The following is a 19,640-nucleotide window of genomic DNA, read 5'->3' on the forward strand; positions in this document are numbered from 1 at the left end:
TAAGCCACTTAGCCAACGTTGGCAAGCCAGACAACGGAAACGGGCCGACGGTGACCCGAGGGGTCGCCGCCGGCCCGTCGGCCGAACCGGAGGAACTACTTCTTGGAGATCAGGGCACGGCCGAAGAAGACCAGGTTGGCGGGGCGCTCGGCGAGCCGGCGCATCAGGTAGCCGTACCACTCGTCGCCGTACGGGACGTAGGTGCGCACGGTGTAGCCCTCGCCGGCCAACCGGGCCTGCTCCTCGGGGCGGATGCCGTAGAGCATCTGGAACTCGAAGCGCTCGGGACCCCGGTCGAACCACCGGGCCCGGTCCTCACCGATGGCGATCATCCGCGGGTCGTGGGTGGCCAGCATCGGGTAACCGTCGCCGGACATCAGGATGTTCATGCAGCGCACGTACGACTTGTCCACCTCACGGGCCGACTGGTACGCCACCGACTCCGGCTCCTTGTAGGCGCCCTTGCACAGCCGCACCCGCGACCCGGCCGAGGAGAGCTCCCGGCAGTCCGACTCGGTCCGCCGCAGGTACGCCTGGAGCACCGCGCCGGTCGACGGGAAGTCCTTGCGCAGCCGGCTCAGCACCTCCAACGTCGAGTCGGTGGTGGTGTGGTCCTCCATGTCCAGGGTGACAGTGGTGCCCGCCGCGTCGGCCGCCGCGCAGATCGCCCGCGCGTTGTCGTACGCCAACTGCTCGTCGAACATCTGGCCGAGGGCGGAGAGCTTCACGCTCACCTCGGCGGCCGGGGTGAGCCCAGCGGCGCCGAGCATCTTCAGCAGTTTCAGGTATTCGTCGCGGGTGGCGGTGGCCTGCTCGGGGCGGACGGTGTCCTCACCGAGGTGGTCGAGGGTGACCGCGAGGCCGTCGTCGACGAGCCCGCGGGTCGCGCGCAACGCGTCGTCTGTGGCGGCGCCGGCGACGAACCGGCGGACGACGTCCCGGGTGTACGGGGCAGTCGCGACGAGCCGCTCGACCTGGGATGACCGGGAGGCGGCGAGGATGACGGAACGGAGCATGAGCCGAGCGTAACGCCCCTGCCAGGGGCCCCGCCGAGGGGCGGCCGGGGCACCTCGGCACGGGGGGCGGGGCGGCGGCGGTGGCGTCGATCGGCTACAACGATGCCGTGGACCAACGCCCCCGCCGCCGACTCCGCTCGGCCTCCGTGCAGCTCGGCGCGCTCACCGCTCTCGCGCTCGCCCTCTCCGGCTGCAACATGACCTCGGACGACGACGATGACGACGATTGCGCCCTCGGGCCGGTCGGCGGCGGCGACACCGTCGCGCTGGCGATGCGGGTCACCGACCCGGCGGCCGGTCGCACCGCCCCGGAGCCGACCACCGCCGCAGTGCCCGAACGCGGTGGATTCGGCACCCACCTCGCCGCCTGCGGCGGCTGACGTGCGCCGCGAGACGGTCACGCCGCGCCCCGACTGGGACGCCACCATCCGGTCGCAGGGGCTGGTCTACGTCGACACCGAGCTGCCCGACGGCGGGATCATGTCGTACTGGGACGAGACCGCCGCGTACGCCTTCGACCTGGACGAGGTGCTGCGGCTGGAGGAGGCCACCGAGGAGCTGCACCGGATGTCGGTGGCCGCCGCCGAGCACGTGGTGGCGCAGCGCCGGTACGCCGAGTTCGGCATCCCGGAGTGGGCGGCCGAGGCGGTGGCCCGGTCGCTGCGGGAGGCGCCACCGACCCTGTACGGGCGCTTCGACCTCGCGTACGACGGCACCTGGCCTCCGAAGATGCTGGAGTACAACGCGGACACCCCCACCGCGTTGGTCGAGGCGAGCATCATCCAGTGGTACTGGCTGGAGCAGACCCGGCCGGAGCTGGACCAGTGGAACAGCCTGCACGAGCGGCTGGTCGGCGCCTGGGCCAAGATCGGGGCGGGGCTGCACGACCCCCGGGTGCACGTGCTCTGGTCGAACGAGGAGGAGTCCGGCGAGGACCACATGACCGCCGGCTACCTCGCCGAGACCGCCCGGCAGGCCGGCCTGAGCGTCGAGCTCCAACCCATCCAGGAGATCGGCTGGGACGGCCGACGCTTCGTCGACGCCGACGACAACCCGGTGACCACCTGCTTCAAGCTCTACCCGTGGGAGTGGATGCTGGCCGAGCCGTACGGGCCGGCGGCCCTGGCCCCGGGCACCCCGACCACCTGGATCGAGCCGGCCTGGAAGCTGCTGCTCTCCAACAAGGCGCTGCTCGCGGTCCTCTGGGAGCTGTACCCCGGCCACGAGTACCTGCTCCCGGCGTACCTCGACTCGCCGCGCGGCATGCGGGAGTACGTCGCCAAGCCACTGCTCGGCCGCGAGGGCGGTTCGGTAAGCATCGTCACCGCCGATGAGGAGATCACCAACCCGGGAATCTACGGCGACGAGGGCTGGTGCTACCAGGAGTTCCGGGCGTTGCCGCAGTTCGCCGGCAACCGGATGGTGCTGGGCAGCTGGATCGTCGACGGCGAATCGGCCGGCGTGGGTGTGCGGGAGAGCGCGAGTCTGATCACCGACGGCTACGCGCGGTTCTTGCCGCACTACATCGACGCGCCGCGCACCCGCTGAGTCGTCTACCGTTGGGGCGTGAACTTCGACGCGTACGCCCGGACCGGCGTTGACCTGGTCAACGCCCGCCTGGACGACCTCGACGACCTGCGGGCCCTCTTCCCCGACGAGAACGCCTGGATGCGCGACGAGGTCGCGGACCGGGACGTGGCGATTTTCCGCCGGGCGCAGAAACGGTTGCGCGACGTCTTCGAGTACGGCACCTCGGGGCGGGACGCCCAGGCGGTCACCGAGCTGAACGCGCTGCTCGAGGCGTTCCCGGTGCAGCCGCGCATCTCCGGGCACGACTCCAGCGACTGGCACATGCACGTGACCAGTCGGGGTGCCTCGGTCAGTGCCGAATACCTGGCCGGCGCGGTCTGGGGGCTGTCGGTCTGGCTCTGCGAGTACGGCAGCGCCCGGTTCGGGGTCTGCGCCGACGAGCGGTGCGGCAACGTCTACCTGGACACGTCGTCCAACTGCTGCCGGCGGTTCTGCTCGGAGCGCTGCGCCACCCGCTCGCACGTCGCCGCGCACCGGGCCCGTAAGCGGGCGGCGGTCGGCGAGCAGGTCACTGTCGCTCCGCAGCCGACCTCCGCCGCGGATTCCCTCTCACCGGTCAGCTGACACCGCTGCCGCCCGATCTCGGGCGGGCGGGTCAGGCGTCGACCGGTGACGACGCGGTCAGGTGCTGGCGGGCGAACTCCAGCGCGGCGCGCAGGTCCGCCTCGCGCACCGCGCGGCTCTTCGCGCCCCGGGTGGCGACCTCCACCGCTACCGCCCCGGTGAAACCCCTGCCGGCCAGCGAGGAGAGCAGCTCCCCGCAGGGCTGGGTGCCGCGCCCGGGCACCAGGTGCTCGTCGCGGCCCTCGCCGGTGCCGTCACCGAGGTGCACGTGCGCCAGCCCGGCGCCCATCCGGTCGGCCATCTCCAGGGGGTCGCTGTGTGAGGCCGCGCAGTGCGACAGATCAAGGGTGTACGACGGGTAGCCGGCGTCGGTCGGATCCCAACCGGGCACGTACGGGACGAACTGCCGGCCCGCCATCCGCACCGGGTACATGTTCTCCACAGCGAAGCGCAGCCCGGTGAACCGGTCCGCGACGGTGGCCAGGCCCTCGGCGAAGTTGCGCGCGTAGTCGCGCTGCCAGGTGAACGGTGGGTGCACCACGACGGTCGGCGCTCCCAGCGTCTCGGCCAGCTCGGCGGCCTTGCGCAGGCGCTCCCACGGGTCCGGGCTCCACACCCGCTGGGTGACCAGCAGGCAGGGCGCGTGCACCGAGAGCACCGGCACGTCGTAGTGCGTGGAGAGGCCGCGCAGCGCGCCCGCGTCCTGGCTGACCACGTCGGTCCAGACCATCACCTCGACGCCGTCGTAGCCGAGCGCCGCGGCCAGTTGGAACGCCGCCGCGGTCGGCTCGGGAAAGACCGACGAGCTGGACAGGAGCACGGGAACGCGGGAAGTCACATCAGCCAGCGTAGCCCGGCAGCGCCGGGGGCATCGTGACGAGCGCCGGCAAATCGACCGAAAACGGCCGCCCGATCAGATCGGCTCCAGTTGATCGAGCCGGCGGAGGATGACACCCTCCCGCAGCGCCCACGGGCAGATGTCCAGCGAGTCCAGATCCAGGCGGCGCATCACCGCCTCGGCGACCATGGCACCGGCCAGCAACTGGTGGGCCCGACCGGCGCTGACCCCCTCCAGCTCCATCAACTGTGCCGGTGGGATGTGTCGGATGAAACCGATGACCTGCCGCAGGCCGGCCCGGGTCAGGCTGCGTCGCACCCACAGCCCGGAACCGGACGGAGCCGCCCCGGCCAGTCGGGCCAGGGTGCGGAACGTCTTCGAGGTGGCGACCGCCCGACCCCAGCCCACCTCCGTCATCTGGTCGACGACCTTGTCCAGCCGGCCGTCCACGTACTCCCGGAGCTTGTCGACGGCCTCCGCCGACGGCGGAGCCGCACTGGTCGGATCGACCCGCAGTCGCTCGCGGGTCAGCCGACCGGCCCCGAGTGGCAGGGAGACCGCGACGTCCGGGTCCTCGTCGATGCCGGCGGCGATCTCCAACGAGCCGCCACCGATGTCCAGCACCAGCAGTCGGCCCGCCGACCAGCCGAACCACCGCCGTACGGCCAGGAACGTCATCCGCGCCTCGTCCGCACCGGAGAGCACCGCCAGGCGTACGCCGGTCTCGTCCCGGACCCGGGCCAGCACCTCGGCCGCGTTGGTGGCGTCGCGCACCGCGGACGTGGCGAAAGCGATCAGGTCGTCGGCCGCCAACCCGGTGGCCGCCGCCTTGGCCATGCCCACCGCCTTGACCAGGCCGTCCGCGCCCGCCTCGGTCAGTGCGCCGTCGGGGCCGATCTGCTCGGCCAGCCGGAGCACCACCTTCTCGGAGTGCGCCGGCCACGGGTGCGCGCCGTGGTGCGCGTCCACCACAAGGAGATGCACCGTGTTGGATCCGACGTCGAGGACACCCAGTCGCATGGTGAAGACCCTAGGCGCAACACGTTTGCGCGGCTCACCGGCCTGCGGACGTGACCGCGCGTAGGCTGGGCCGAGTGACGATGGAGCTCCGTGTGCTGGTGGACGACCCGGGTGACCCGCGCAGTCGCGAGGTGCCCCTGGACTTCCCTCGGGAGTGGATCGAGTTCGCCGACCCGGCCGACGAGACGCACCTGATCCGGGCCGACCTGACCTGGTTGCTCTCCCGCTGGACCTGCATCTTCGGCAAGGGCTGCCACGGCATCATCGCCGGCCGGGCCGCCGACGGTTGCTGCTCGCACGGGGCGTTCTTCACCGACTCGGACGACGAGAAGCGGGTTCGCAACGCCGTCCGGCGACTCACCCCGTCGACCTGGCAGCATTTCCGGCGCGGGTTCAAGAACTGGACCGACGAGGACACCATCGACGGCAAGAACCCGGCCCGCCGCACGGCCACCCAGGGCGCCGACGGCCCGTGCGTGTTCCTCAACGACGCCGACTTCGCCGGCGGTGGCGGTTGCGCCCTGCACGCCCAGGCGCTGCGCGACGGGGTGCACCCGTTGGAATACAAGCCGGACGTCTGTTGGCAGCTGCCGATCCGCCGCGATCAGGACTGGGTGAAGCGACCGGACAACAGCAAGGTGCTGGTCTCCACCCTGTCCGAGTTCGACCGGCGGGGCTGGGGAGCTGGCGGGCACGACCTGGACTGGTGGTGCACCTCCTCGACGGACGCGCACGTCGGCACCGAGCCGATGTACCTGTCGTACGGGCCGGAGCTGACCGCCCTGATCGGCGCTCCCGCGTACGAGCGGCTGGCCGAGCTGTGCGCGACCAGAACGAAGCAGGGCATGATCGCCCCGCACCCCGCCGACGAGGTCTAGCCGTCGTGGTCAGAGTCCAGTGACTGCGACGCTTCCACCTGACGACGACCCGGCACAGCGAGACGCCGCGGACTTCGGCGGTTTCGCGGACGAGATCATCGGACGCCACGCCACACTGCTCGCTCGTCTACAGAGCGACGCCACAAGGGCCGAGGGCAAGGAGCCGTTGCGTCCGACGGGACGCCTTTGGAGCTGACTCGTTTACGGCATCGGCTCTACGGACGTCAGCTCTACGACGTCAGCTCTACGGCGTCGGCGGATGACTCGTCTGTGACATCAGCTCCAAAGGGCCGCATCAACGGACTCGCCCCCGCCGCTCAGGCGGCTCAGCTCTCGGAGCTGGCCGGCCGAGCAAGGGCGGACAGGCCGAAGGGGGCCTGCGTCGAGCGCAGACCCCCTTCGGGTACGCCGATCACGGCTCGAACTTGTAGCCCAGACCCCGCACGGTCACGATGAAGCGCGGCGCGGACGGTTCCGGCTCGATCTTGGAGCGCAGCCGCTTGACGTGCACGTCCAGCGTCTTGGTGTCACCGACGTAGTCGGCGCCCCAGACCCGGTCGATGAGCTGGCCGCGGGTGAGCACCCGGCCCGCGTTGCGCAGCAGCAGCTCCAGCAACTCGAATTCCTTCAGCGGGAGCTGTACGGCCCCGCCGTCGACGGTCACCACGTGCCGCTCGATGTCCATCCGCACCGGCCCGGCGGCGAGCGTCGGCGCACCCGCCTCGGCCACCTCCGGGCTCTGCCGGCGCAGCACCGCCCGGATCCGGGCGACCAGTTCCCGCGGCGAGTACGGCTTCGTGACGTAGTCGTCGGCGCCGATCTCCAGCCCGACCACCTTGTCGATCTCGCTGTCCCGGGCGGTGACCATGATGATCGGCACGGCGGAGCGCTGCCGCAACTGCCGGCAGACCTCGGTCCCCGACATCTCGGGCAACATCAGGTCGAGCAGCACGATGTCGGCGCCGGTCCGGTCGAACTCGGTGAGGGCGTCGGTGCCGGTCGCGGCGACCGAAACCTCAAAGCCCTCCTTACGGAGCATGTACGACAAGGCGTCGGAGAACGACTCCTCGTCCTCGACCACGAGAACGCGGCTCAACGGGGATTTCCTTTCCATTTGCTGTCAGACCTGCCGTAGCCCAGTCGGACCGGACTCGATCCCAACCGGCGGCAGTGTCGCCAGGAGGTCATCCGGTGGACTGGCGGGCAGCCGGAGGGTGAACGTCGATCCACCACCAAGAGTGCTCGACACCTCGACCCGTCCGCCATGGTTGCTCGCAATGTGTTTCACGATCGCCAGACCGAGCCCGGTGCCGCCGGTGGCACGCGAGCGGGCCTGGTCGGCCCGGTAGAACCGCTCGAAGATCCGGTCGACGTCGGTGGGGGCGATACCGATGCCCTGGTCGGCGACGGCGACCTCGACGTGCTCGTCGTCGCCGCGGAGGGTCACCCGCACCGTGGTGTCCTCGCCCGAGTAGTTGATGGCGTTCTCCACCAGGTTCGCCACCGCCGTGGCGAGTTGGGAGTCGCTGCCGTACGCGGTGAGACCACGCGCCCCGTCCACCGTCACCGCGACACCTCGGGCGGAGGCCGTGGTGCGGGTCCGGTCGACCACCTCGGCGATCACCCAGTCCAGTGCGACGGGCTCCGGTGGCGGCTGCGGCTCAGCCCCCTGCAACCGGGTCAGCTCCAGCAACTCCTGCACCAGCCGACCCAGCCGGGTCGACTCGTGCTGGATCCGTTCGGCGAACCGGCGGGCGGCCACCAGGTCCTCGGAGAGGTCGGGTAGCGCGGCGTCGGCCGGCTCGGTTGCGTCCAGCAACGCCTCGGCGAGCAGTTGCAGGGCCCCGATCGGGGTCTTCAGCTCGTGGCTCACGTTGGCCACGAAGTCGCGTCGTACCCGGGTCAGCCGGTGCGACTCGGTCACGTCGACCGCCTCGACCGCGACGAAGCCGTTGCCGAGACCCATCGCCCGCAGGTGCACGCCGAGCGGGTTCTCCCCCGCGCTGTCGCGACCTCGGGGCAGGTCCAGCTCGATCTCGCGTCGCACGCCGGTGCGTCGCACCTGGCCGGCGAGGGTACGGATCAGCGGGTGCGCGGCGATTGAGCCGGGGGTGCTGCCGGTACGCAGCAGCCCCATCGCGCGGGCGGCCGGGTTGATCAGCACGGGGACGTCGTCGTTGTCCAGAACCACGACACCGGCCCGGAGTGAGTCGATCGTCCGGCGGCCGAGCCCGGCCTGCTGCTCGTCGGCTATCGCGGGCCTCCCCCTGCTCCAGCGGAAGCGGACGCTCCCCGTCGACGTGGAGTGACCGTCCCGCCTCGGCAGGAACCGGGGCAGCAGCAGACCGGCGGCCATCCCGGCCACCAACGCCAGGGCCACCACGACCGCCACCGCCCACTCCACCCGGCGATCGTAGGGTCATTGTTAACCTGGCTACCACACAGAACGGGACGAACTACCCTCACTTACGGAAGTGTTCACCCCCACGTCTGGCGTCGTTCACCGTGGTTCATCCGGGATCCGTCCACGCGCCCTACCGTTGGCGTCGCACCTGCTCAACCCCCTGCGCCGGCACCCGTCGGCGGCGACCGACCACAGGACGTGATGATGCGCGACGAGTTCCGGGCCGACCTCCAGATCGTCAGCCAACTGCTGGTGGACATGGCGGAGGGCGTCCGCGCCGCCATGCGCCAGGCCACCCGGGCCCTGCTCACCGCCGACCGGCAGGCCGCCGAGACGGTCATCGAGCGGGACGCCGAGATCGACGACCTCTACCGGCACGTCGAGGAGCGGGTCTGTGACCTGCTCGCCCGACAGGCGCCGGTCGCCTCCGACCTCCGGGCGATGATCACCGCGCTGCACGTGGCCGCTGATCTGGAGCGGATGGGCGACCTCGCCGAGCACGTGGCGAAGACCGCGCTGCGCCGGCACCCCTCCCCCGCCGTCCCGGCCGAGCTGCGGACGGTCTTCACCGAGATGTCCGAGATCGCCGACCGGATGGCCGTGAAGATCGGTTCGGTGCTGGCGAAGCCCGACGCCGACCTCGCCGGCGAACTGGACCGCGACGACGACGCTATGGATGAGCTGCACAAGAACCTGTTCGCCGTGCTGCTCGGCGACGACTGGCCGTACGGGGTGGAGACGGCGATCGACGCCACCCTGCTGGGCCGCTTCTACGAGCGCTTCGCCGACCACGCGGTCAACGCCGGCGAGCACGTGATCTACCTGATCACCGGGGAGAGCGCGCCCAGCAGTAACTGACTGACACGCAAAGGGGCCCCTCGCCATCGCTCTCCGCGATGACGAGGGGCCCCTTTCTGGTGGCTCAGCGCCCCTGGTTGGCCACCGCAGCGGCGGCTGCCTTCGCAGCGGTCGGGTCGAGGTAGGTGCCGCCCAGAGTGAGCGGGCGCAGCTGCGGGTCGAGGTCGTAGCGCAGCGGGATGCCCGTCGGGATGTTCAGCTTGGCGATCGCCTCGTCGGAGATCTGGTCGAGGTGCTTGACGAGGGCGCGCAGCGAGTTGCCGTGCGCGGCCACCAGCACCGTCCGGCCGGCCAGGATGTCCGGCACGATCGAGTCGTACCAGTAGGGCAGCATCCGGTCGACGACGTCCTTGAGGCACTCGGTGCGCGGCATCAGCTCGGTCGGCAGCAGCGCGTAGCGCGGGTCACCCACCTGCGACCACTCGTCGTTGTCGTCGATGGGCGGCGGTGGCGTGTCGTACGACCGGCGCCAGAGCATGAACTGCTCCTCGCCGTACTCGTCGAGGGTCTGCTTCTTGTTCTTGCCCTGCAGGGCGCCGTAGTGGCGCTCGTTGAGCCGCCACGACCGGCGCACGGCGATCCAGTGCCGGTCGGCGGCGTTGAGCGCCAGCTCGGCGGTGCGGATCGCACGGCGCATCACGCTGGTGTGCACGACGTCCGGCAGCAGGCTGTGCTCGCGCATCAACTCGCCGCCGCGCCGCGCCTCGCCCTCGCCCTTCTCGGTCAGGTCGACGTCCACCCAGCCGGTGAAGAGGTTCTTGGCATTCCAGTCGCTCTCACCGTGTCGCAGCAGGACCAGCGTCCCGACGGTGGGCCCTTCGCTCGCAGTCATGCGGATCATCCTGCCTCAACCGCCCGACGGACACGCGGGCAGCCGTCGTGACGACCACCACGTGAAAAACCTGATGACCAGCGGATCCGGCCGCCACTAGGGTTGTAAGGCACGTCAGTCACATCGGTCATTACTTGCAAGCGGGGCGCCATATGCGGACGATGCGGAGTTGGTTCCGGGACACCACCGGCGGCCTACCGACCACCTTCTGGTACCTGTGGTCCGGCACCCTGATCAACCGACTCGGCTCGTTCGTCCTCGTCTTCCTGGCCATCTACCTGACCCAGGAACGTGGCTTCTCGGCCTCGCAGGCCGGCCTGGTGATCGGCCTCTGGGGTGTCGGCGGGGCGTTCGGCACGACCGCCGGCGGCACTCTGGCCGACCGGTGGGGACGCCGGCCCACGCTGCTCACCGCCCACGTGGGCGCGGCGGCCATGATGCTCGGGCTCGGGCTGGCCCGGGATCTCTGGGCGGTGGCGCTGGGCGCGCTGCTGCTCGGCATGTTCGCCGAGGCGGCCCGGCCCGCGTTCGGGGCGATGATGATCGACGTGGTGCCGGCGAAGGACCGGCTGCGCGCCTTCTCGCTCAACTACTGGGCGATCAACCTCGGCTTCGCCTGCGCGGCCGTCCTCGCCGGCCTCGCCGCACAGGCCGACTACCTGCTGCTGTTCGTGGTCGACGCGGCCACCATGCTGATCACCGCGCTGATCATCTTCAGCAAGGTGCCGGAGACCCGACAGGCCGGCCCCGCCACCGCCGTCACGGCAGCAGCGGCTCCGCGCGGCGCGCTGCGCACCATCCTCACCGACCGGGTCTACCTCGGCTTCGTGGCACTCAACCTGTTCGCCGCGCTGGTGTTCCTCCAGCACATCTCGATGCTGCCGATCGCGATGGGCGACGACGGTCTGAGCCCGGCCACCTACGGCTCGGTGATCGCGCTCAACGGCATCCTCATCGTGGTCGGACAGCTCTTCGTGCCCCGGCTGATCCGGGGTCGGAGCCGCTCGCACGTGCTCGCGCTGGCGTCCGTCGTGATGGGCGTGGGGTTCGGGCTGACCGCGTTCGCCGGCACCCCGTGGTTCTACGGGCTGACAGTGCTGATCTGGACGGTCGGCGAGATGCTGAACTCGCCGTCCAACTCCACGCTGATCGCCGAACTGTCCCCGGCCGAACTGCGCGGTCGCTACCAGGGCGTGTTCTCCCTCTCGTGGCAGATCGCCGGGGCCAGCGCGCCGATCCTCGGCGGCTTGGTGCGCGAGCACGCCGGCAACGACACCCTCTGGTACGGCTGCGCCGCGCTCGGCCTCCTGACCGCAGTGGCCCACCTGGTGTCCGGGCCGGCCCGGGAACGGCGGGCGGCCGCGCTACGCCGCTCCGGCGAGGCACTGGCACCGACGACCGCCTCCCGGACGCCGCAGACCGCCGAAGCGTAAGGAGTGGCGCGGCGGTGCCGGATTACCTACTGTGCAGTGGAAACAGTTAACAATCCGAACTGTCGGGAGGTCGGGTGCACGCCCTGCGGCGCTGGTGGCATGACACCGCAGGCGGACTACCCGCCACCTTCTGGTACCTCTGGGCCGGCCTGCTGATCAACCGGGCCGGCGCGTTCGCCATGCTGTTCCTCTCGCTCTACCTCACCGACGTACGTGGCGCGAGCGAAGGCCTGGCCGGCACAGTGGTCGGCGCGTACGGGGCCGGCGGAGCGGCCGGCGTACTGCTCGGCGGGGTGCTCGCCGACCGGTGGGGACGCCGCGCGACCCTGCTCGCCGCGCACCTGGCCACTGTCGGCCTGATGGTGGCGCTCGCCTTCACCCGACCCCTGCTGCTGATCGCTGTGCTCTCCGCGCTGATCGGCGTGGTCCACTCGATGCCCAGCCCGGCGTTCGTGGCGGCGATCGTCGACGTGGTGCCCGCCGAGCGCCGCTCGCGGGCGTTCAACCTTCAGTTCTGGGCGTTCAACCTGGGCATGGCGGTCGCCTCGCTGCTCGCCGGAGTCCTGGCCGAGGCGAGCTTCACCGCACTGTTCCTGGTCGACGCGGGCGCCACACTGACCGCCGCAGCCGTGATCGCCTGGAAGGTGCCCGAAACCCTGCGGCTGGCCCGGCCAACGGCCGGCCCACCGCCCGCCACAGCGGCACCGAAATCCATCCGGACCCGCCGGCCGGGACTGCACACCGCGCTCACCGACCGCACCTTCCTGGTGTTCGTCGGGCTCACCTTCGTGCTGGCCGTACTCACCATGCAGACGTCGACCATCATGCCGCTGGCCATGCGCGCGGACGGCCTGGGCCCATCGGCGTACGGGCTGGTGGTGGCGCTCGGCGGCGCGCTGATCGTGGTAGGGCAGTTGTTCGTGCCCCGGCTGATCGACCGGCACCGCAAGGACGTCGTGCTGGCCGCCTCCACGGCGCTGCTCGCGCTCGGTTTCGGGGCGCTCGCCATCGCTGACGAACTGGCCATCTACCTGGGTGCCGCAGTGGTCTGGACGGTCGGCTCGATGCTCGCCGCCCCGCCCAACGCGCAGATCAACGCGGACCTGGCGCCACCGCAGCTACGAGCGCGCTACCAGTCGGTCTTCTACCTGACGTTCCCGGCCGCGGCGTTCGTCGCGCCCACCCTCGGCGGGGTGAGCCTTCAGCACCTCGGCGACCGGCACTGGCTGATCGTGGGCGGGCTGGGTCTGCTGGCCGCGCTCGGGCACCTGTTCGCCGGACCACCCCGGGAGCGGCACGTCGCCGCGCTGCGCCGGGTTGTCGACCCGGAGCCGACAACCACCGCAGACCGGGTATCGACCGGATAACGGACGCAAAGCGCCCACCACGTCCCTGAGGTCGTGGTGGGCGCCCGCCGGTGGGGCCGGCGGCGGCGGGCAACACTCACCCCCGTAAGCATCGCCCGCTCACGCCGCCGGTCCAAACAGGTGGGAACCGTCCCCCAACGGTTATTCCACCCGTCCCCTCGCGCCTCGTCTGGTGCGCGGATCTGATCGATCCGCCGCTCCCCCGAACGTTTCCAAACGTGGCGCGGTGCAATAAAGCTAGTTCGCCCGGATTCTGGATTCAACCCAGAACGGCTGTCTCGCCGGTCACAACTGGCGAGTATCCGCTGCTCCGGCCTCGTCCGTTGGCAACAGCCGGTTACCCGTCGGCCATTCCCGCAAACACCTCAGCCGTCTTCCCGATCGGGTGACTCGGTCCGGAAGAAGTTGCTCTGCCGGCCGTCCCGCAACTGTTCCTGATAAATCAGGTTCAGCCGCCGCAGGTCAAACGTGTGGAACCACTCATCCCAGGTGATCTCGCGAATCCGGCTGCTTTCCCGGTATCCGGGAATGTTGAAGGTCAACACACCCGCCCGGCCATCCCGCTCGGTGCCGGCGATGGTCGCCGGCTTGGCCCCGCGTTCCCGGGCCCACCGCTTGATCACCTCGTGGTTCGCCGTGATCAAACTCCGTCCCGGCCGCTCCGGCCGGTCCATGATCGACGAGATCACCTGCGAACTGCGGACCGACCGCCCCGTACCCCGTCCAGTCCGGATCCCGCCGGCCGTCGTCCCGCCACCGGTCGACGGCGTCAACGTGCGCTTGGCCGCCGCGCTCTTGGCCGGCGCCGCGCGCTTCGCCGTCGTGCGCTTGGCCGCCGCGCTCTTGGCCGGTGCCGTGCGCTTCGCCGTGGTGCGCTTGGCCGCCGCGCTCTTGGCCGGCGTCGCGCGCTTCGCCGCTGGTCGCGCCGGTGCCTTCTTCGCCGGCGCCTTCCGCGCGGGCGCCGTACGCGCCGTCGCTGTCTTACGGGCCGCCGTGGTCTTCCGCGCTGCGGCGGTCTTCCGGGCGGCGGTGGTCCTGCTCGCGGTCGTGCTCCTGCGGGCGGCCGTCGACGTCGCCGCTGTGGTCTTCTTCGCGGCGGTCGCCTTCTTCGCCGGCGCCCGCTTCGCCGCCGCCGTCGACTTCCGTCCGGCGGTCGCCTTCGTTGCGGCGGCCCGCTTCGCGGGCGCGCTCTTGTTCGCCGGCGCGGCCTTCGCGCGGCTCGACGCCGGCCTGGCCGCCGACTTCTTGGTGGCGGCGGCACGACCCGCCGACGCCCTGGTGCCGGCGGCCCGGCCGGACGGGCCGGTGCTGCTCCGACCCGCGCCGGCCCGCATCGAGCGCACCAGCTGTTTCACCAGCTCGGGCTTGCGCAATGCGGAGATCCCGGAGACCCCGCGTTTGCGCAGCTGCCCGCGGATGTCGTCCACCCGCATCCGGGAAATCTCCGACTCGGAGACTCCGGGCGTACCCGGCGTCTGGTTGCCGGCCTGTCGCTTCGTCCTGGTCGCAGTCGCGCCGCGACCTGAGCTGTTCCGCTGAGCCATGGGACGCTCCGCTCCTTGGCACTCCGTCATCGGCGCGCGGGGGTCCCTTGCCGCACCGCGCGGTGCGGCATACCCGTCAGGAGCACTCCGAACCTCAGTCAACTCGCCATGATCGTGCTGCATCCAGGAAGTAGTGGCATCGCCGCGGCGGCGACACCACTACTTCCTGGTTCGAGCACGATCATGGGATGCGGGCCCCGGGCGCGGGGCCGCGGGGCGCGGGGGGCGCGGGGCGCGGGGCGCGGGGCGCGGGGGCGCGGGGCGCGGGGGCGCGGGGGCGCGGGGCGCGGGGGTGGTGGGTCAGGCGGGGTCGGGGCCGGCGCCGGAGGGCTCGAAGAGGTGGGCGAAGGCGGCCAGGTTGGCGGTCGACTCGCCCCGCTTCACCCGCCACTCGTACTCGCGCCGGATCGAACTGCCGAAGCCGATCTCCAACATCGTGTCGAACGACTCGTCGGCGTACGTGAGCACCGCGCCGAACAGGCGGTCCAACTCGTCGGCGTCCACGCCGGCCGGGTTGACCCGACCGGTGAGGTACACGTCGCCGACGGCATCGGTGGAGAAGGAGACGCCGTACATCCGGGCGTTGCGCTGCAACAGCCAGGCCCACAGCTCCTCGCGGCGCTCGTCCGGTTGGCGCATCACGAACGCCTCGATCCGCAGCGCGTGCTCGCCGACGATCAGGTTGCAGATCGTCTTGAGCTTGTGGGTGCCCGGCAGCGTCACCGCGTACGAGCCGGGGCCGGTCGACTCCCAGGCCAGGTCCCGCTCGGCGCACACCGACTCGATCAGGGTCGCAAGATCGCTCTTCGGGCTCACCGGACCCACTCTACGACCGACCCGGCTCGCGCACCGGGTGACAAGCGGGCCCCGGGGTCACCAGGAGCAGGAGAGCGCCGGGTCACCCGCCAGGTCGGCCGCGAGCCGGGCGCGCTGCCCGGCGATCGCCTCGCCGTAGACCCCGAGCAGACCGGCGACAGTACGGTCCCAGGAGAAGTGCCGAGCGTGCTGCTCGGCACCTCGGGCCAGCACCGAGCGCAACGCCCGGTTCGGCAGCAGGCTGCCCATCGCACGGGCCCAGTCGACCGGGTCGTGCCCGTCGATGAGTACGCCACTGACCTGGTCCCGGACGGCGGTGACCAGCCCCCCGACGGCGGCGGCCAGCACCGGCGTACCGCAGGCCTGCGCCTCCAGGGCGACCAGCCCGAACGATTCGTTGTGCGACGGCACCGCGACCAGGTCCGCCGCCCGGTACAGGGCCGGAAGGTCGTCCCCGGTGAGCGGCGGCAGGAACCGAACCCCGTCGCTGACCCCGAGCCTGGCGGCCAACTCGATCAGGGCGGTCGGCCGGTCCAGCCCACTGCCGCTGGGTCCGCCGCAGATCACCACCGTCACCTGATCGGCCAGCGCCGGATCGCGCTCCCGCAACGCGGCGATCGCGCGGATCAGCACGTCGGGGGCCTTGAGCGGCTGGATCCGACCGACGAAGGCAACCACGTACCCGTCGACTGGAAGGCCCAGCCGGCGACGGGCCTGGCGGGCGGCAGCGGACCTGTCGCCCGGCGCGGGCTGGAACCGGGCCAGGTCGACGCCCGGCTGCACGACCGACACCCGGGTCGGGTCGGCGTCGTACCGGTCGAGCAGGTCGCTGGCCTCGACCCGGGTGTTGGCGACAAGCCGGTCCGCCTCGGCGACGACCTGCTCCTCGCCGATGACCCGGGCCTTGGGCTCCGGCCGGTCACCGGCCGCGAGCTGGGCGTTCTTGACCTTCGCCAGGGTGTGCGCGGTGTGCACCAACGGCACCCCCCAGCGCTCCTTGGCCAGCCAACCGACCTGGCCGGAGAGCCAGTAGTGCGAGTGGATCAGGTCGTAGTGCCCCGGCGGGCGGGACGCTTCCGCACGCAGCACCCCGGCGGTGAAGGCGCAGAGCTGACCGGGCAGCTCCTCCTTGGTGAGACCCTCCAGGGGGCCGGAGGTGATGTGCCGGACCTGCACGCCGGGCGCCATCTCGACCACCGGGGGGAGGTCACCTGAGGTGGCCCGGGTGAAGATCTCCACCTCCACGTTGGCCTCGGCGAGACGCCGGGCGACTTCGAGGATGTAGACGTTCATTCCGCCGGCATCACCCGTGCCGGGCTGGTGCAGGGGGGAGGTGTGTACCGACAGGGTGGCGATGCGGCGAGGCCGGGGCCACGGTTGGGCACCTCGCTGACGCCCGACACCGGTGTGCATTTCCGCCACATCCGCTCCTTCTTCACGGTTGATGCCGTCTCGCACGACCGGCGCTTCTCGGTCAACCTGTACGCCGGATGTCATCTTCCCCATCGGGCTTCGGAAATTCCCCGGCGCGGCCCCTCGGGGTGACGGACCTCATCACCGAACGCCCGCCGACGACTGCCGTACGCCCGGTCGGGGCGGGTCGTACGCCCGCTGTGACAATGTCGGAATGACCTCAGTCGCCATCGTCACCGGAGCGTCCAGCGGGATCGGCGCGGCCACCGCCCGCCGGCTCGCCGCCGAGGGCTTCCATGTGCTCGCCGCCGCCCGCCGCGCCGAACGGCTCACCGACCTGGTCGCCGAGATCACCGCCGCCGGCGGCCAGGCCACCGCCGTGACCTGCGACGTCACCTCGGACGAGTCGGTGGCCCGGCTGGCCGAGGCCGCCGCCCAGGCACCCGGGCCGGTCACCCTGCTGGTCAACAACGCCGGCGGAGCGCGCGGGCTGGACCCGGTGGAGTCCGGCTCGGTCGCCGACTGGCAGTGGATGTACGACGTGAACGTGCTCGGCACCCTGCGGGTGACCCAGGCGCTGCTGCCGGCGCTGGAAGCCTCCGGCTCCGGCACCATCGTGGTGGTCTCCTCAACCGCCGGCCTGACCGTGTACGAGGGTGGGGGCGGCTACACCGCCGCGAAGCACGCGCAGACCGCCATCGCCGGCACGCTCCGCCTGGAGCTGTGTGGCCGGCCGCTGCGGGTCATCGAGATCGACCCGGGCATGGTGAAGACCGACGAGTTCGGGCTGGTCCGCTTCGAGGGCGACGCGGAACGGGCCGCCGCCGTCTACGCCGGGGTGCCGGGGCCGCTGGTCGCCGAGGACGTGGCCGACTGCATCGCCTGGTGCGCCACCCGCCCCGAGCACGTCAACATCGACCGGCTGGTGGTCCGGCCCCGGGCACAGGCAGCCCAGCACAAGGTGCACCGGGTCTAAGCGCGGTCTTCGAGCCCCGCAGTCGCGAACGGAGATTGGCCCGGAGGTCGACATGAGCCCTGCGGCGCGGCGCCGGCCGTTCGGCGTGGTCACCCGCGGCACGACGAACCCGAACCGGCTCCGTCGGGTGGACAACTGGATCGTCGCCACCTGCGCCGACCGACTGTTGGCGGCGGACGACCCCCTGGTGGTCGACCTCGGCTACGGCGCCACCCCGGTGACCGCTGTGGAGTTGCGCGCTCGGCTGGCGGCGGGGGTCCGTCCGGACGTACGGCTGGTCGGGTTGGAGATCGACGCCGCCCGGGTGGCGGCCGCGGCGCCGGCCGCCGACCCACCCGGGCTGACGTTCGCCCGGGGTGGGTTCGAGTTGGCCGGGCTCCGGCCGGTGCTGGTCCGCGCGTTCAACGTGCTGCGACAGTACGACGAGAGCGAGGTGGCCGAAGCCTGGCAGACGATGACCGCCGCGCTCGCCCCCGGCGGAGTGCTCGTCGAGGGCACCTGTGACGAGTTGGGGCGGCTCGCCAGTTGGCTGCTGATCGACGCCGACGGCCCCCGGACGCTGACCCTTGCCGCGAAGCTCACCACGCTGGGCAGCCCTGCCGAGCTGGCCGAGCGGCTGCCCAAGGCGCTGATCCACCGCAACGTTCCCGGCGAGCCGGTGCACGCGCTGATCCGCGCCCTGGACGACGCCTGGCAGGCCGCCGCCCCGTACGCCACCTTCGGCCCCCGCCAACGCTGGCTGCACGCGGTGACCCGTCTCCGCGAAACCGGCTGGCCCATCCTCGACAACCCCACCCGCTGGCGCCAGGGCGAACTAACCCTCCCCTGGCCCCTCCCCTGACCCCACTGCCCGCACGCCGGGCCCCGACCCCACCCTGCACACCGATCTTGCGTTTCCGGTCGACGATTCGCCCCTTCTTGTCCCTTTTGGCCCAGCAGAAACTGCAAGATCGCGGGAGCGTGGGGGGCTCGGGGGGTTAGAGGGTGCAGTTGATGAGGACTGGTTCGGGGTGCAGCGTTACGCCGAAGCGGGCGTGGACCTGGTCACGGATGGTGCGGGCCAGGGTGAGCAGGTCGCCGGTGTGGGCGGTGCCACTGCGGTTGGTCAGGGCCAGAGTGTGCTTGCTGGAGATGGCCACCCCACCCTCGCCGGGGTGGCCCTTGGCGAAGCCCGCCTTGTCGATCAGCCAGGCGGCGCTCACCTTGACGAGGCCGTCCGCCCCCGGCCAGGCGGGCGGGTCGCCCAGCTCGGCGGAGCGTTCCAGGAGCTGTTCGTACGTCGCGCGGTCGAGCACCGGGTTGGTGAAGAAGGAGCCGACCGAGCGAGTGTCCGGGTCGTTGGCGTCGAGCACCATCCCCTTGCCCGCCCGGAGCCGCAGCACCACCGCTCGGGCGTCGGCGAGCGGCACCTGGTCGCCCACCTCGACACCGAGGGCCCGGGCCAGCTCCGCGTAGCGCACCGGCCCGGAGAGCGGAGACCTGGTGAGTCGGAAGTCGACCGAGAGCACCACCCAGCGGTCCACGTACTTGAAGATGCTGCCCCGGTAGGCGAAGCCGCAGTCGGCCGCGGGGATGACCTGACGGGTGCCCTCGACCCGGTCGTACACCTCGACGCCGGTGATCGTCTCGGCGACCTCCTGGCCGTACGCGCCGACGTTCTGGATCGGGGTGGCACCGGTCGAGCCGGGGATGCCGGACAGGCATTCCAGCCCGGCCCAGCCGTTGGCGACCGTGGCGGCGACCAGGTCGTCCCACGGCTCGCCGGCGTCGACCCGTACGGTGACCGAGGTGGCGTCCTCGGCGATGACCCGCATGCCACGGGAGCGCACCAGCACGACGGTGCCGGGGAAGCCGGCGTCGCCGATCACCACGTTGCTGCCCCCGGCCAGGATCAGGACCGGCTCCGCCGCGGCGCGTACCGCCTGGACGAGTTCGTCGGCACTGCCGGCGGCCACGATCCGCTCGGCCGGCCCACCCGTTCGGAGGGTGGTGTAGCCGGCGAGTGGACCGGGGATGGCACGATCGGCGTCGGTTGTCGGCTGGGCGGAGGCGTCTGGCACGCCCTTCACCTTAGGCTGACAAGTAGCCGTG

19 protein-coding genes are annotated in these 19,640 nt (G+C 71.5%); 9 read left to right on the forward strand and 10 right to left on the reverse strand.

Annotation, left to right across the window (positions count from 1 at the left end):
* Window positions 1-95: 95 nt before the first annotated feature.
* Window positions 96-1,016 carry a proline dehydrogenase family protein gene (locus tag GA0070561_RS19435; protein WP_091402747.1) on the reverse strand — a complete coding sequence of 307 codons (921 nt, stop codon included), beginning with the start codon at window positions 1,014-1,016 and terminating at the stop codon, window positions 96-98.
* A 107-nt stretch (window positions 1,017-1,123) separates the two neighbouring features.
* Between GA0070561_RS19435 and GA0070561_RS19440 the strand changes: the two genes are divergently transcribed.
* From GA0070561_RS19440 to GA0070561_RS19450, 3 genes are read left to right on the forward strand one after another with little or no spacing between them, the layout of a single operon-like run.
* A complete protein-coding gene (locus GA0070561_RS19440) occupies window positions 1,124-1,396 on the forward strand; it encodes a hypothetical protein (RefSeq protein ID WP_244166316.1) in 273 nt (90 codons plus the stop codon).
* Between the two features lies 1 nt (window position 1,397).
* Entirely contained in the window at window positions 1,398-2,564 is a 1,167-nt protein-coding gene (locus GA0070561_RS19445; RefSeq protein WP_091402750.1) for a glutathionylspermidine synthase family protein, read from the forward strand.
* Between the two features lie 18 nt (window positions 2,565-2,582).
* Window positions 2,583-3,170, forward strand: a complete 588-nt coding sequence (locus GA0070561_RS19450) for a CGNR zinc finger domain-containing protein (protein WP_091402753.1) — start codon at window positions 2,583-2,585, stop codon at window positions 3,168-3,170.
* A 31-nt stretch (window positions 3,171-3,201) separates the two neighbouring features.
* On the opposite strand, the gene GA0070561_RS19455 is transcribed toward GA0070561_RS19450, so the two are convergent.
* Window positions 3,202-4,008 carry a sugar phosphate isomerase/epimerase family protein gene (locus GA0070561_RS19455; RefSeq protein WP_091402756.1) on the reverse strand — a complete coding sequence of 269 codons (807 nt, stop codon included), beginning with the start codon at window positions 4,006-4,008 and terminating at the stop codon, window positions 3,202-3,204.
* 75 nt (window positions 4,009-4,083) lie between these two features.
* The gene (locus tag GA0070561_RS19460) at window positions 4,084-5,028 is read right to left on the reverse strand and encodes a Ppx/GppA phosphatase family protein (protein WP_091402759.1); all 945 of its coding nucleotides are present in this window, start codon (window positions 5,026-5,028) and stop codon (window positions 4,084-4,086) included.
* Between the two features lie 80 nt (window positions 5,029-5,108).
* Between GA0070561_RS19460 and GA0070561_RS19465 the strand changes: the two genes are divergently transcribed.
* Window positions 5,109-5,906, forward strand: coding sequence for a DUF3109 family protein (locus GA0070561_RS19465; RefSeq protein WP_091402760.1), 798 nt, complete (start codon window positions 5,109-5,111; stop codon window positions 5,904-5,906).
* A 412-nt stretch (window positions 5,907-6,318) separates the two neighbouring features.
* Here GA0070561_RS19465 and GA0070561_RS19470 read toward each other — a convergent pair whose 3' ends face one another.
* Both GA0070561_RS19470 and GA0070561_RS19475 read right to left on the reverse strand, forming a co-directional pair.
* On the reverse strand, window positions 6,319-7,002 hold the full coding sequence (locus GA0070561_RS19470) for a response regulator transcription factor (RefSeq protein WP_030329696.1): 684 nt from the start codon (window positions 7,000-7,002) through the stop codon (window positions 6,319-6,321).
* Between the two features lie 24 nt (window positions 7,003-7,026).
* Window positions 7,027-8,310, reverse strand: a complete 1,284-nt coding sequence (locus tag GA0070561_RS19475) for a sensor histidine kinase (RefSeq protein ID WP_091402762.1) — start codon at window positions 8,308-8,310, stop codon at window positions 7,027-7,029.
* A 204-nt stretch (window positions 8,311-8,514) separates the two neighbouring features.
* Between GA0070561_RS19475 and phoU the strand changes: the two genes are divergently transcribed.
* Window positions 8,515-9,168 (forward strand): phosphate signaling complex protein PhoU, encoded by a 654-nt coding sequence (gene phoU, locus GA0070561_RS19480; protein WP_091403559.1) that lies wholly within the window; start codon window positions 8,515-8,517, stop codon window positions 9,166-9,168.
* 64 nt (window positions 9,169-9,232) lie between these two features.
* Here phoU and GA0070561_RS19485 read toward each other — a convergent pair whose 3' ends face one another.
* The gene (locus GA0070561_RS19485; RefSeq protein WP_091403562.1) at window positions 9,233-10,000 is read right to left on the reverse strand and encodes a phosphoglyceromutase; all 768 of its coding nucleotides are present in this window, start codon (window positions 9,998-10,000) and stop codon (window positions 9,233-9,235) included.
* Between the two features lie 152 nt (window positions 10,001-10,152).
* Here GA0070561_RS19485 and GA0070561_RS19490 point away from each other — a divergent pair, with 152 nt between their 5' ends.
* Both GA0070561_RS19490 and GA0070561_RS19495 read left to right on the forward strand, forming a co-directional pair.
* Entirely contained in the window at window positions 10,153-11,433 is a 1,281-nt protein-coding gene (locus GA0070561_RS19490; protein ID WP_091402765.1) for an MDR family MFS transporter, read from the forward strand.
* A 74-nt stretch (window positions 11,434-11,507) separates the two neighbouring features.
* Window positions 11,508-12,800: an MFS transporter gene (locus GA0070561_RS19495; RefSeq protein WP_091402767.1), complete on the forward strand. Its 1,293-nt coding sequence runs from the start codon at window positions 11,508-11,510 to the stop codon at window positions 12,798-12,800.
* A 365-nt stretch (window positions 12,801-13,165) separates the two neighbouring features.
* Here GA0070561_RS19495 and GA0070561_RS34625 read toward each other — a convergent pair whose 3' ends face one another.
* From GA0070561_RS34625 to mshA, 3 genes are all read right to left on the reverse strand, one after another.
* A complete protein-coding gene (locus GA0070561_RS34625; protein WP_341844875.1) occupies window positions 13,166-14,134 on the reverse strand; it encodes a hypothetical protein in 969 nt (322 codons plus the stop codon).
* Between the two features lie 510 nt (window positions 14,135-14,644).
* Complete coding sequence (locus tag GA0070561_RS19505; protein WP_091403565.1) at window positions 14,645-15,160, reverse strand: type III secretion system chaperone family protein; 516 nt, start codon at window positions 15,158-15,160, stop codon at window positions 14,645-14,647.
* A gap of 57 nt (window positions 15,161-15,217) precedes the next feature.
* Window positions 15,218-16,582 (reverse strand): D-inositol-3-phosphate glycosyltransferase, encoded by a 1,365-nt coding sequence (gene mshA / locus GA0070561_RS19510; protein ID WP_091402772.1) that lies wholly within the window; start codon window positions 16,580-16,582, stop codon window positions 15,218-15,220.
* Between the two features lie 205 nt (window positions 16,583-16,787).
* On the opposite strand from mshA, the gene GA0070561_RS19515 reads away from it, so the two are divergent.
* Both GA0070561_RS19515 and GA0070561_RS19520 read left to right on the forward strand, forming a co-directional pair.
* On the forward strand, window positions 16,788-17,549 hold the full coding sequence (locus GA0070561_RS19515; RefSeq protein WP_091402775.1) for an SDR family oxidoreductase: 762 nt from the start codon (window positions 16,788-16,790) through the stop codon (window positions 17,547-17,549).
* A gap of 52 nt (window positions 17,550-17,601) precedes the next feature.
* Window positions 17,602-18,390, forward strand: coding sequence for an SAM-dependent methyltransferase (locus GA0070561_RS19520; RefSeq protein WP_091402778.1), 789 nt, complete (start codon window positions 17,602-17,604; stop codon window positions 18,388-18,390).
* Between the two features lie 136 nt (window positions 18,391-18,526).
* Here the strand turns inward: GA0070561_RS19520 and GA0070561_RS19525 are convergent, their stop codons facing one another.
* On the reverse strand, window positions 18,527-19,609 hold the full coding sequence (locus tag GA0070561_RS19525; RefSeq protein WP_181539268.1) for a UDP-N-acetylmuramate dehydrogenase: 1,083 nt from the start codon (window positions 19,607-19,609) through the stop codon (window positions 18,527-18,529).
* Between the last annotated feature and the right edge of the window lie 31 nt (window positions 19,610-19,640).

This window comes from Micromonospora saelicesensis, assembly GCF_900091575.1.
GTDB classification, from domain to species: domain Bacteria; phylum Actinomycetota; class Actinomycetes; order Mycobacteriales; family Micromonosporaceae; genus Micromonospora; species Micromonospora saelicesensis.

Bases quoted from the DNA above. Each gene is read 5' to 3' on its own strand.
- GA0070561_RS19520 (WP_091402778.1), top strand. From the start codon at position 17,602: ATGAGCCCTGCGGCGCGGCGCCGGCCGTTCGGCGTGGTCACCCGCGGC.
- GA0070561_RS19485 (WP_091403562.1), bottom strand. From the start codon at position 10,000: ATGACTGCGAGCGAAGGGCCCACCGTCGGGACGCTGGTCCTGCTGCGA.
- GA0070561_RS34625 (WP_341844875.1), bottom strand. From the start codon at position 14,134: ATGCGGGCCGGCGCGGGTCGGAGCAGCACCGGCCCGTCCGGCCGGGCC.
- phoU (WP_091403559.1), top strand. From the start codon at position 8,515: ATGCGCGACGAGTTCCGGGCCGACCTCCAGATCGTCAGCCAACTGCTG.
- GA0070561_RS19490 (WP_091402765.1), top strand. From the start codon at position 10,153: ATGCGGACGATGCGGAGTTGGTTCCGGGACACCACCGGCGGCCTACCG.
- GA0070561_RS19465 (WP_091402760.1), top strand. From the start codon at position 5,109: ATGGAGCTCCGTGTGCTGGTGGACGACCCGGGTGACCCGCGCAGTCGC.
- GA0070561_RS19515 (WP_091402775.1), top strand. From the start codon at position 16,788: ATGACCTCAGTCGCCATCGTCACCGGAGCGTCCAGCGGGATCGGCGCG.
- GA0070561_RS19435 (WP_091402747.1), bottom strand. From the start codon at position 1,016: ATGCTCCGTTCCGTCATCCTCGCCGCCTCCCGGTCATCCCAGGTCGAG.
- GA0070561_RS19460 (WP_091402759.1), bottom strand. From the start codon at position 5,028: ATGCGACTGGGTGTCCTCGACGTCGGATCCAACACGGTGCATCTCCTT.